The organism is Eggerthella sp. BIOML-A4, from assembly GCF_009875575.1.
GTDB lineage: Bacteria > Actinomycetota > Coriobacteriia > Coriobacteriales > Eggerthellaceae > Eggerthella > Eggerthella lenta.
In genome coordinates this window covers 25409-37783 of the sequence record NZ_WWRX01000004.1, presented here as the reverse complement: position 1 = coordinate 37783, position 12375 = coordinate 25409, and the positions used below count along the sequence as shown (strand labels likewise).

9 protein-coding genes are annotated in these 12375 nt (G+C 56.1%); 2 read left to right on the top strand and 7 right to left on the bottom strand.

The features are described from left to right. The first annotated feature begins 527 nt into the window (after positions 1-527). On the top strand, positions 528-1985 hold the full coding sequence (locus GT613_RS04175) for a CDP-glycerol glycerophosphotransferase family protein (protein ID WP_157666220.1): 1458 nt from the start codon (positions 528-530) through the stop codon (positions 1983-1985). Between the two features lie 46 nt (positions 1986-2031). Continuing rightward, positions 2032-4644 carry a CDP-glycerol:glycerophosphate glycerophosphotransferase gene (locus GT613_RS04170; protein WP_021411001.1) on the top strand — a complete coding sequence of 871 codons (2613 nt, stop codon included), beginning with the start codon at positions 2032-2034 and terminating at the stop codon, positions 4642-4644. Positions 4645-5507: 863 nt separating this feature from the next. On the opposite strand, the gene GT613_RS04165 is transcribed toward GT613_RS04170, so the two are convergent. From GT613_RS04165 to GT613_RS04135, 7 genes are all read right to left on the bottom strand, one after another. Beyond that, the gene (locus tag GT613_RS04165; RefSeq protein ID WP_086414467.1) at positions 5508-6800 is read right to left on the bottom strand and encodes a CDP-glycerol glycerophosphotransferase family protein; all 1293 of its coding nucleotides are present in this window, start codon (positions 6798-6800) and stop codon (positions 5508-5510) included. Then, complete coding sequence (gene tagD / locus GT613_RS04160; protein WP_021410995.1) at positions 6797-7285, bottom strand: glycerol-3-phosphate cytidylyltransferase; 489 nt, start codon at positions 7283-7285, stop codon at positions 6797-6799. The genes GT613_RS04165 and tagD overlap by 4 nt, the downstream gene beginning before the upstream one ends. Positions 7286-7320: 35 nt before the next feature. Beyond that, complete coding sequence (locus GT613_RS04155; protein ID WP_227101286.1) at positions 7321-8505, bottom strand: CDP-glycerol glycerophosphotransferase family protein; 1185 nt, start codon at positions 8503-8505, stop codon at positions 7321-7323. 15 nt (positions 8506-8520) lie between these two features. Next, positions 8521-9312, bottom strand: a complete 792-nt coding sequence (locus tag GT613_RS04150) for an ABC transporter ATP-binding protein (protein ID WP_021410993.1) — start codon at positions 9310-9312, stop codon at positions 8521-8523. Continuing rightward, positions 9302-10132 carry an ABC transporter permease gene (locus GT613_RS04145; protein WP_229026937.1) on the bottom strand — a complete coding sequence of 277 codons (831 nt, stop codon included), beginning with the start codon at positions 10130-10132 and terminating at the stop codon, positions 9302-9304. The genes GT613_RS04150 and GT613_RS04145 overlap by 11 nt, the downstream gene beginning before the upstream one ends. 61 nt (positions 10133-10193) lie before the next feature. Beyond that, positions 10194-11183, bottom strand: a complete 990-nt coding sequence (locus GT613_RS04140; RefSeq protein WP_114513154.1) for an LCP family protein — start codon at positions 11181-11183, stop codon at positions 10194-10196. A gap of 12 nt (positions 11184-11195) precedes the next feature. Continuing rightward, complete coding sequence (locus GT613_RS04135) at positions 11196-12317, bottom strand: glycosyltransferase family 4 protein (RefSeq protein WP_114518480.1); 1122 nt, start codon at positions 12315-12317, stop codon at positions 11196-11198. Positions 12318-12375: the final 58 nt, after the last annotated feature.

Here is a 12375-nt window from a genome sequence, read left to right as displayed (position 1 = left end):
GAACGGGACAGCATCGCCTAGCTGGACTGGTTTTGACCGAATGACTCAAGGGCGGAGATTCACATAATCGGGGTTATCGAGAAAACGGCGCAACATCCCAGGTCACGAGCTTTACGTGTGACAGGATTTCCGGGACTTGCCTATTGGAGTATTTGCCAGGGATAGTTTTTCGGGTACAATCGACAGGCAGTTTACGAATGGCTTACAGTTTGCTGCAGTATTTCGAACGGGAGAAATGGTTCAATGTTTAAGTCTGATAACCCCGATTATGTAAACCCATCCTGTTCGGTCATTCTTAATGCGCCATACGGATACATCGCACCTGGTAAGGACTCCTTTTTTGCGAAAAGGCACACTCGATGAGCTGGCGTTTCCGCAAGAACGATGCTACGAGCGGTAGGAGCGAGGCTTTCTCCTTCGTCTTGCCGTTCGGGTTCTTCTCCCGTAGACGCAACGCAATGTCGCTCGTGTCGCTTGCTTCCGTTCGCACGCCCTGCGCAGGACACGCTGAAAGCCTGACTGCGCGAGTGGGAGGCCTCGAACCGCGCCCGACCGTATGGCCTTCCCTCCCCTTCAAGGGGGAAGGAAGGCTCAACCTCCGCCTAATCCGCATAGACATCCCGCTCGAAGAGGCGCTCACGATGCCGATCCATAACGTGGTGCGGCTTAGAGCCTCCGCATCCCTCTTCGCCGATGACTCCTCCGGCGTGCGGTTCAGCGCTTTCATGCCCAAGTACCTCGCTGCGCACACAGCCTTTCATGTACTCGATGACGAGCGCCTTGTCCTGTACTTCCGGCAGAACGCCGGGAAAGGTACGACCTTCACCGTCCGACATCTGAACGTCACGGACTCATGGACGAAACAAGCAAAGCTGTTCCTCGCATGGGCGGCTTCCAAGCTTGCATTCTGGATCGACCCGATTCTGCTGTACGAGAAGAACGGACGGCATTACGAGGAGAGCGGGCGTGTCGTCTTCGAGCGGCTGGTCGACGAGGGGTGCCCGAACGTCCGCTTCGTTATCGATCGAGGCGTCGCGAACGAGCTCGATGTCGATCCGCGCTATCGGAAGAGGTTCCTTTACCAGCACACGTTCGCGCATTACGTGCGGTTCTTCCGCTGCCAAACCTTCTTGGGAACGGAGACCGCGGCACACGCCTTAGAACTTCGCTGTCAGAACCTCTTCGTGCAAAGAAAGCTCAAGAGCAGGCGCTCGACCCACGTCTTCCTGCAGCACGGGGTCATGTACATGATCTCGCTGGACTCGCCGCAGCGGACCTCCTTCCGACGGACAAACGTCAAAGGCCGGTTCTTGGTCGTAGTATCCTCCCACAAGGAGGCGCAGCACTTCATCGACTCCGCCGACTTCTCCGAGGAGGAGCTCATCGTGTGCGGGCTGCCCAAGTTCGACAGGAGCTTCATGAACGATGACGCCGACAAGATCCTGGTCATGCCCACATGGCGGATATGGGAGTTCGCTGAGATGAGGGAGCATCCGGAGAAGGCCGCATACACCAAGATGGTAGCCAAGATCGTCTCGTCCATCCCGGAAAGCCTGCGAGACAAGGTCGTGGTCGCCCCTCACCCGTTGTTCGACCAGGCGACGTTCGCCGGCTCGCCGGGCAAAGCCGCCGTCGGGAGCTACGACGAGCTCCTCAGGGGCGTCCGCCTGCTGATCACCGACTACTCGAGCATCGCCTTCGATGCATTCTACCGGGGTGCGAACGTCGTCTTCTGGTGGGAGGAGAAGGACGAATGTATGGCCCGGTACGGCGAGGGCACGCATTTGATGATAGACGAGCAGAGCGCCTTCGGTCCCGTTTGCTACTCCCCCGACGAGCTGGAGGCGGCGGTGGCCGAGCTGTACGGCAAGCCGCAGTCGCGCGAGTACGCGGAGCGCTTCGCCGAAATCGTCGAGCATCGGGACGGCCACAACACCGACCGTCTTTTGAAGGAGCTGGCCGACAAAGGGGTGCTGAATAAATAACTCGTCGATTATGCTGCCAGGTCATATTGCTACGAAAGGTGTCAACATGTCATCGAACGAATTGAAGAAAGATATTAAGAGAGCCGCCAAGAAGGTTCTGCCCGATCCCGCCATTCGGAAGATCCGAGCCTACCGTAAAACTCGGAAAGGATCTGAGCCCAAGCCGAATACCTACCGAAGCAGCCAGACCTACACGGTGGTCACCGCCGTGTACAACGTTGAGGCTTACTTGGATGATTTCTTCACCAGCCTTTACAACCAAACCATGTTTAAAGAAAGCATCCGCGTCATCGCAGTAGACGACGGCTCCACGGACTTATCAGCTGAGATCATCAAGCGCTGGCAAGATCGTTGGCCTGGCGCCATCACGTATTTAAAAAAGGAAAACGGGGGCCAGGCATCCGCCCGCAACCTCGGCATGAATCATACCGAAAGCGAATGGGTGACGTTCATCGACCCGGACGACTTCGTATCAAAGCGCTATTTCGAGGAGGTCGACCGAGCGATCGTCGCATGGCCGTCAGTTCAGATGGTCAGTTGCCGACTAGTGTACTTTTTTGAAAAAGGGAGACGCTACTCCGACACCCACCCGCTTAACAACAATTACAAGCATGGCGACAAATTCTATTCGGCGCTTGACGAGCACATTCCTATGCAGTTTTCAATGAGTACTGCTTTTTTCAAAATGTCCGTAATCAAGGATCGTGGGCTGAAAATAAGCGAAGACATTAAACCGAACTTCGAAGACGGACATTTCGTTGGGAGGTACCTGCTCGAACTGACGGCGGGAGTAGTTGGATTTTTAAGCAAGCCGAGATATTACTATCGGAAACGGGAAAGCGGCACTTCGACAATAGATGGATCATGGCGTGATACCAACAAGCTGATTTCAGTGCCACGATACGGCTACCTCGATCTGCTTCAATACTCTAAAAGGGTACGAGGGTTTTATCCTGTCAATATTCAAAAAACCATCTTGTACGATTTGTCGTACTACCTTGGCTGGTTTGTCAATCGACCTCAACGCAGCAGGTTTGCCGAAGAAGCTGGCGTGCAGGAGGAGTTCCTTGATCTACTTCGTGAAATATTCGCATGCATTGACACGAAAGTTCTTTTCGATTTCCCTGGACGTTTCTTGCGTTTTGCGCACAAGGCGGCGATATCGCAGTTTTTCATGACTCGCGAACCTCCTTACCAGATCGCCTATGTCACGAGCATCGATCTTCCTAAGAAGTTGATCCATATTCGAACATGCTCGAAGAAAATCGCCTTCTACCTTGACGGCAAAGTGCTGACCCCCATTCGGAGCAAAAGGGTTGGGAATAGCTTCTTCGGAGTCAATCTGTACGACACGTATGAACTTTCGTTCAAGTTTGAAAGGCAGAACCAAGTCCTTTCGTACGTCGGCAAAAAGAGAGAATCCGCACGCCTTACGGTCGACGGTAAGCAATTTGAAAACAGCTTAAGCGTTCGCGAAGCTATTAGACGCTATACCAGAAATTGGTCTGCGTACGAACAAAAAGGATCGACGTGGATCATCATGGATCGCGACACGCAAGCAGACGACAACGGAGAGCACTTCTACCGTTATATGATGAGAAATCATCCTGAGCAAAGGTGCTTGTTCGCATTGCGCAAGGAGTCCCCCGATTGGAAGAGGCTCGCTCAAGAAGGCTTTAACCTGCTTAATTTTGGATCGAAAGCTCATGAGTTAGAGCTTCGGAAATGCTCAATGATAATCAGTTCCCATGCCGACAATTTCGTCCATTCCTATTTCCAAGATAATTTTTTCAAATCGAAAAAATTTATATTCTTGCAGCACGGTCTCACTGTTCACAACTTATCTACATGGTTGAACGGAAAACCTATATCGCTTCTTGCTGCGGCTTCGACGGAAGAGTATCACTCTTTCGTCGATGACGGATCACCCTACGAGATTGCACCGGAATCCGTGACCTTGTCGGGCTTTCCTCGACACGATGCACTGCTCAAGATGCAATCTAGCAGGCGTTTTTCTCAACAAGCAAGACATGCCATTATGATTGCTCCCACATGGAGGGCATCGCTAGTTGGAAACACTTTGGGGCTAGGAAATAATCGCGAATTCAAAGATTCCTTTTTAGTTTCCGAATACAAAGAAACCTGGGAGTCGTTTCTCAACAACTCAACCTTGAAGAAACTCGCAAAGAAAAACTCATGTGAAGTCCTTTTCGTACCACATGCGAACATTGCTCCCTATATCGAGACAGGGGCATTCTCCGTTCCCGACTATATAACGGTACACACAAACAATAGAGACCGCTCAATTCAAGAATGCTTTTGCAGCGCATCCGTCTGCATAACCGACTACTCATCAATGGCGTTTGATGTGGCCTATCTGGGTAAAGAGTGCATTTTCTACCAATTCGACAGGGAGTTCTTCTACGGCGGAGCTCAGGTGTATTCCCAAGGCTATTTCGACTATGAACGCGATGGCTTCGGCCCTGTCGTCGACAACGAAAACGACCTTCTGGCGGAACTCGAGAAGCTAGCCGCCCGCGACTTCAAACCCGACGACGTATACAAAAAGCGAATGGAAGAGACATTCGCTTTCCGCGACGGAAAATGCTGCGAACGGGTATATGAGGCAATTATGCAGCTTGACGAGCCTCGGAGCTAAAAGGCAACTCCCTAACTCGGACGCCCGAGACAGGATGAGCCAGTTGGAGCGGGGGCGAATAATCGCCCCCGCTATTCGCACGTTCACAACATCAACAATAGGAGAAGGCCACGCCGAACCTTCTTCGATCACGGCATCGGCACACCTTTGCCAAACAGGCACTAGGCATCCCACCGATTCCTGCCGAAACCTCGAGATTCTATCGCACGGCCAATATCGATATGGGTTTGCCGGATCCTTGAACGCCGTCGTCAACCACGAGCATCCGGCCGCCTACGCCAATGCCGGAACGCAGCCGACAGGAAGGCCGTCGAGTCTTAAAATTCACCGATGGGAAGTGAATTCCAAGCTTCAAAGCGCCCGGTGACGGCATTCGGCACCTTCCAGTTGCACCTGCCTCGCATTTGCGCAGGCCCCGATCATAATGACGACCGCCATCCCCGCATCGAGTCTACAGCGGTGATTTTTGCGACTCAGTGCTTGGCTCCGCTATCAAGCCAGCATTAACAGGCACCGATACCGATCCCTCCGACGAGGTTTTTTACGAGACGCGACCCGCCCAAGCCATGTCAATGTCGGTTTAACAGCGGAAACGGCGTCGAGCGGTAGGAATCAATCGGTTTGGCAATTCTGACGAGGGCTCGGCCAAGGCGTTTCGGATCCACCGAGCGCACTCGAAGGCGCTTTCCCAGTTCGGATGCTCGAAACGCAAAGTAAAGCGAATCAGTGTGATTACCAAGCCGATCGATTGCTACCGCGGAGCGGAGGTTTCGCCACCGTGCAGGCATTGACGGATGCCAGCATGCGCCACCTTCTGAATCGGCCGGCATCGCCTCGATTTCGTTGATCGCCTCGCAAGCCTCTTACGGCAGCGCGACAAAACTAGCAAGCCTTTCCAGCACCCTCGCGCAAGCGCAACCATCGTCCAGCGGGCAGAACTTCTCAACGAACGCCGCGTAAGCCTGCTCGTACTTCGTTCGATGACCCTCCACGTGCGTCAGCTCCTCGACCACTTCGTCGGTAGTCGAGCAAAGGGGGCCGGGAACCTCCTCCAAGTCGAAGTAGAACCCGCGAATAGCATCGGCATAACGCTCGCGATCCGGCACGAACAAGACGATGGGCCTGCGCAGGTTGGCATAGTCGAACATGACGCTAGAATAGTCCGTCAAAAGCACGTCGGAAGCCAGATACAGGTCGTTGACATCATCCACCTTCGACACATCGATGACGAAGCCTTCGTAGGCGGAGAAATCGAACTGGTTGGCTATATAATAGTGCGGACGGAACAGCACGACCCATTCGTCGCCCAACTGTTGCCTCATAAGGTCGAAATCCAACAGGTAATCGAACGTGTAGCCCACGCCGTCTTGGTACGAATCGTCACGCCACGTTGGTGCGTAAAGCAGCACGCGCTTCCCTTCCGGCACGCCCAACGAATCGCGCAACCTTGCGCGAACGGATTCGTCGCCTCGCGAGCGAACGAGGGCATCGTTTCTCGGGTAGCCCTCCTCGACGATCACGCTCCCGCGCTTCTCCAGAGGCAACCCGAACGCATCCGCCAGATGCTTCGACGCGTACGGCGATGGAGAAAGCAGGTGAGTCCACTTCCGTGCATCCATTCCGAAGCGCTCGGCAAGCTCGTTAGTGGTGTTCAGAGCGCTTTCCATCTCGATCTCCACGTCGTACCCCAGGCGCTTCAAGGGGGTGCCGTGCCAACATTGGACGTACACCTGGTCGTCTTTCGGGTACACGTATTCCGGCAACCGGTTGTTCACGACGATGCAGCCCGCGCGAGCTAACGTCTCAAAGTACGCACTCGAACCACGCTTGACTATGGTCGCATGCTCCAGGTCCGGCTCGTCCGAAGGGACAGCGCCCTCCCGAAACGCCCAGACAAGTTCGCAGCCCGCAAACCGCTCATCGCCCAGCATCTCCTGGTAAAGAGCCTTCGGCGAGCACGCGTACGAACGTCCGCCGTACGCTTCGAACAGCACCGTGCGCGCCTCCGTGGCTATAGACTTTGCAAGCGCATCGTACTTGCGCTTCTGCAACGCCCAGTAAGCGTGCCTGACGGCAAGCCTCGTGCGGGGCGCGCGACGAAGCACCGCGTACCCCGCCGCTCGAGCGGCATCGCTCACTCGTCCAGCTGTCCTCACAGCGAATCCTTACCCAAACGGCCTTTGACCTCCGTGGTCGATATGCCGTCGGTGCGATCGAGGTACACCACCTCGCACTGGTTCCGTAGCGCCTCGAAGCGAGGGTCTCCCTTCCAGTCGCCTCCCATGCACACCACGTCGACGCAATAGCGCTCCACATCGGATGCCTTCTGCTCCCAATGCGTTTCCGGAATGACCAGGTCGACGTAGCGGATAGCCTCCAACATCTCACGGCGAACCTCATACGAGTAGAAGCTCTTCTTCCCCTTCAACGCGTTGAACTCATCGGTAGACAAGGCCACGATCAGGTAATCACCCAAAGATGCCGCCCGCTGCAGCAGACGGATATGTCCGTAATGCAGCAGGTCGTACGTGCCGTAGGTCAAAACTCGCCGAAGCCCGACATGCGAGCTTCCGTACACCACGTCATTGGTCGCGCTGATCTCAACAGAATGAACTCCCTGCATCCCGTCTTTCTCGCTCATCGCTCAATCCTTTCTTTCAGCCGCGAGGCGCTTCCCTACAGCGTCGCCCGCGCAAACCCATCATCATCCCCGACCGTCTTCGAGCCAGCACCAGCGGCCGATGCCACCTCGGCGACGATCCTTTTCGTGCAGCCCTGTCTCAAATCGCCCAGATACGCCTTCGCGCATTCGTCGAAAGGCCGCACCTTGCTGCCGTCCGTCCGGATATCGGACGCCACAGCGCTCGCCAAGGAATCTGCGTCCTTGAAAGAAAGCTGCGGATACTCCTCGAGCGGATCAACGTTCAACCCAGGCGAACGACGATACTCCTCAATGTCGGGAACGTAGAACAGCACCTTCTTCGAAGCAACCGCCGCCTCAAACGCGACAGCGGAATAATCGGTCACCACGTAATCGACCCACGAAAGCACGTCAATGGAGGCGGCACCGCGCAGGAAGGCCACGTTCCCCCCATCATGCTGGACATCAGCCTGCAAAGGATGACCGGCCACGACGAGCGCCGCATCGATTTCGCCGAAAGCCCTTGTCAGCTCCTCCGTCGAGCGATCGAACCACGCATCGCCTCCGGCCACCCCGCGCCGCAGCGTGGGAGCGTACAGCACTACGGCCCTCCACCGATCCCGATCGATGTCCAACCGCTCCACAGCCGCACGCTGGCGTCGAGCGCGTTCGTCTTCGAACTCGGAGGAAAGCAGGTAATCGACACGAGGAAGACCAAGGGGCAGAATCCTCTTCTCCGAACAATCGAACGCCTCGGCGAATGCCGGCACGGCGCCCGGAAGCCCCGCGACCACCATGTCGTAGCCGCGATGCATACGCAAAGCGCTCGCGGCCTTCGACGATCTACCGTCCGGCGTGTCGAGAGCCTGGTAGCCGAACCTCTTCATCGCGCCCAACGAATGCCATAGCTGCACGCATAGAGCCCCTTCATGGCTCTTCGGAACGCTCACGGCGGGAACATAACCGTCGACGATGCATACACGCGAAGTAGCTGCATGCCACACCTGACGAAACGCCAACAGAGGCCCGAAAGAGCCGGACTCTGGAACGCACGACCACACGATGTCGTAACCGGGAAGCGAACGCCTGATCTCCGGCTCAAGCAGCGCGAAATCGAAAGGCCTCGACGATTGCCGAGATAGGAAGGACACCTTGTCTCGACGCGGAAACAACGCGCACACGAAGTACGCGAACCGGATGAACCACGCCGCAAGCCTCATCATGAGCGAGCTCGCTTAGTAATTCTTCTCGTAATATGCCGTTGCATCGTCGATCGAACCGTCGAACACCTTCGTCCCCTGGTCCAGCACGATACCTCGACCGCAGAACTCCTTCGCGGTCGCGGACGTATGCGTCACGAACAGCACCGTGACGCTCTCGTCCATCATGATCTCGCGTATGCGGTTGATGCACTTCTTCTGGAAAGCCCGGTCGCCCACCGAAAGGGCCTCGTCGACGACGAGTATCTCGGGGTCGATGGCAACAGCGAACGCAAAGCCCAAACGCGCTTTCATACCGCTCGAGTATGTGCGCATCGGCTGGTCGATGTACAAGCCGAGCTCGGCAAACTCGATGATCCGGGGTTCGAGGTCGCGTATCTCCGATCGCTTCAGGCCGAGGATCTGGCCGCGCAGGTTGATATTCTCCCGCCCCGTCAGCTGGGAGTCGAAACCCGCCGTGAGCTCCAGAAGCGCGGAAACGCGACCTTTGACCTCGATGTCTCCGCTGGTCGGATGCGTCACGCCCGTGACCATCTTCAACGTCGTGCTCTTCCCTGCGCCGTTGCGGCCGAGAAAAGCCACGGCCTCGCCCTTCTTGATTTCGAACGAAAGGTCCTTGCTGGCATCGACGCTTCCCAGGAAAGAGCCCTTGCGGTTGTAGTTGAAGATGCCCAGGAAACGCCCGCGATCGTTCTTGTACAGGTTGTACGTCTTGGTCACATGATCGAACTTGATTACCACTTCGTCGCTCACGCTGGTTTTATGAAGGGACTTGGTATCCTTCAACGACTCGTCGTTAGAGGACATCGCACACCTCCTCATTGAACTTCTTGTACACGAACAGCGCTGCCAGGAGGGTGATCGCGAACACGACAACGAAGCCCACGCAAGCTGACGGATCGTTCCAGAACCACGTCTTGTCGTAGAAGGCGCCGCGAAACGCCGTGACGAAGAAGGTGATAGGGTTGAAGTCCAGCATGGTTTGAACCCAGCCGATATGGATATCTTTGACATCGAACAGCACCCCTGAAAGCCAGAAGAACGGCGTCGACATGGCAGACATGAGATTCTTCACGTCCTTGCTCATAGCGGAGAGCTGCGAGAACAGGATGGACACAGTGTTCCAGAACAAGAACATGAGCACCAGCAAGATAGGAACCTGCAAAAGATACACGTCCAGCGGCATACCACACGCGAAATAGATGACGAACAACGCCACCATAAGCATGAGTTCAACGATCAGGGTAGCGCCAGAGAATATCGTGGAAATACCGCTGAGAGGGAACTTGATCTTGTTCACCAAATATGAATACCGGTGCAGCACGTCGAGACCCGGCCCCAACATGTCCTGCATGAAGAACCACGGAATGAGACCTGCGCACAGCCACAGGATGTACGGAGGGGCGCCGGCATCGCTGTTGCCCGCACGAAGCCCTATTTCCAAAGCGAACCAGAAGCAGAAAATGTACATCGCAGGCTTGATGAAAAACCATGCCCAACCGAGAACGGCGCCACGGCTTTTCTTGACCAATTCGAATATGGCCAACCGGCCTATTTGCTTGCGCCACTCCCAGTTGTCCTTCAATATCGTCGCAAGAGTACTCAGCACAACGCTCCCATTCGACATCCCAAACAGACAAATTGACATAATAGCATAGCAACAAATCTAAAACGATTCGCCATCGCCTCTACGAGTGGGAGGGCAGCTTCACGATGTCCTCGGGATCCTCCCCTGCGTCCACCACAGCCATCAGCTCGGCCCAGGCAGCGGGATCCTCCTGCACGACCCACAACCCCTCCGCGTTCTCGCCGCCCGCATAAGGCCCCGTGGTCGAATAGATCGTCACCTCTTCACGATTCGCAATGAAGTCCACAAGCAAGTACCCCACCGAGGCCATGTCCAAATTGGTATCCGTGTACTCCTCCAAGTCGACGAGCACCGCGTTCGCGTTCTTCTCGCTGTTGAGCGAAAGCACTTTCTGGATCATGGCCGTCTCGATGTTGCGCACGTTCATCTGCCGAAGGGCCTCTTGATGCTCGCCGTACTCCTTGCGCGCACGAGCGAGGACGAGCGCCTCCGATCCGTCGAGACTCTGCGACCGGCCCGCTTTCAGGGACACGTTCTCGGCCGTCATGGGATCGGGAACCGTAACGTTTTTCGGCACGTCGACGGTGACGCCGCCAAGCGCGTCGATCAGCGCCTCGAACGATGTGAACGTGGTCAACATGTAGTACTCGATAGCCACGCCCGTCAGGCGCTCGACGCTCGCCACGACCTCCTCGGGATCGCCGCCCAGCAGAGAGTCGTTGATCTTCAGCGATGTGCCCTGAAACACCGTGTCTCGAGGGATGCTGACAAGCGTGATGGTGTAGGTTTCCGGATCAACGCGCACGAGCGTCATGACGTCGGCGTGCTGGTCGACCTGGGCATGGTCGGTTTTCTTACCCGTGTAGAGCGCCGTGCCCTTGCGAGAGTCGGAGCCAATGAGCAAGGTATAGAACGGCTCGGACGACGAGACAGCCTCGATGGAGACGCTGTCGGTCTGAACCTGCCCGGCTGCGTTGTCCAAGAACGACACCAGCCCAATGAACGCAAGCGATAGCACCGCAACGACGGCGACGGCCGCGGCGGCCGTCCTCTTCGACTGTCTCTTATGCGCTTCGGAAATCTCAGTCATCGCTCTACCAGCTTATCGTTGGCGCGGAACGCGCGGGCCCCGCTTGCCCCTGTTGTCGTAATGATGCTTCAAAACAGGCTTGAACAAACCGAATTTCCAGATAACGAAGAACAAAACCACAGCCAGCACAATGCATACCATCCAGCGCACCGGCCCCGAGAAGCTTCCCATCAGGCAACCTACGAGCACGAGCGCCGCCGAGCAAAGCCACAGCACCGCCACCGAGCGCTTCTGGCTCAACCCTGCGCGCATGAGACGATGATGGATATGCCCCAAATCGGCGTCTTTCACCGGCTGATGCAGACGCTTGCGTCGGACGATAGCCGAGACGGTATCGAGCACGGGAACTCCCGCGATAATGAGCGGCACCAGCATGACCACGAAGCTCTGCGTCCGAACGACGCCCACCACCGACACGATGCCGACGACCAACCCGAGCAACAGCGATCCGGAATCGCCCATGAACACCGAGGCGGGAAAGAAATTGTAGCGCAGAAACGCAAGGCAGACGGCTATCAGCGCAAGGCAGACGAGCACGAGGGTGAAGCTTCCCCGCATCAAAACAAGGTACAGCAGTCCGCCGGCGACTATGGCCACCAAACCCGAAGCGAGCCCGTCCAGCCCATCGATCAAGTTGGTGATGTTCACGAACACCACGAGGTACAACACGGTCAAAGGATAGTCGATCCAACCGAGCGACAGATAGTCGCCCACGACCAGCGTGCGCACCGCGCCGATGGTGATGCCCGAAAGCGTGACGACCGTCGCGGCCACGATCTGCCCCGCCAGCTTCACGCCGGGCGACAGCTGCGTGATGTCGTCCACCAGACCCACGGTGAACATTGTCGTCACGCCGATGAACAATACGATGTAGTTCACGTCGCTCAAAATATACAGATCATGCAAATCCCAATCGAAGAACCGCACTCCGAGGAACATCGTGAAACATGCCGCGATCAGCCCAACATACAACGCGATGCCTCCGCAACGCGGGATAGGCTCGCGATTCATACGACGATACCCCGGGTAGTCGATAGCACCGATCCGAAATGCGATCTTCTTGGAAACGGGTACCATGCAGTACGCGACCGCAAAGGCCACGGCAAACACGATTACCGCCTGATACCATTCCATGATTGTCCTTGCCGGATATCGCGCAAATGCGCTCGTTCAACGCCCTTATTATAACAGT

Bases quoted from the DNA above. Each gene is read 5' to 3' on its own strand.
- GT613_RS04155 (WP_227101286.1), bottom strand. From the start codon at position 8,505: ATGAGGCTTGCGGCGTGGTTCATCCGGTTCGCGTACTTCGTGTGCGCG.
- GT613_RS04150 (WP_021410993.1), bottom strand. From the start codon at position 9,312: ATGTCCTCTAACGACGAGTCGTTGAAGGATACCAAGTCCCTTCATAAA.
- GT613_RS04170 (WP_021411001.1), top strand. From the start codon at position 2,032: ATGTCATCGAACGAATTGAAGAAAGATATTAAGAGAGCCGCCAAGAAG.
- GT613_RS04145 (WP_229026937.1), bottom strand. From the start codon at position 10,132: ATGTCGAATGGGAGCGTTGTGCTGAGTACTCTTGCGACGATATTGAAG.
- tagD (WP_021410995.1), bottom strand. From the start codon at position 7,285: ATGAGCGAGAAAGACGGGATGCAGGGAGTTCATTCTGTTGAGATCAGC.
- GT613_RS04140 (WP_114513154.1), bottom strand. From the start codon at position 11,183: ATGACTGAGATTTCCGAAGCGCATAAGAGACAGTCGAAGAGGACGGCC.
- GT613_RS04135 (WP_114518480.1), bottom strand. From the start codon at position 12,317: ATGGAATGGTATCAGGCGGTAATCGTGTTTGCCGTGGCCTTTGCGGTC.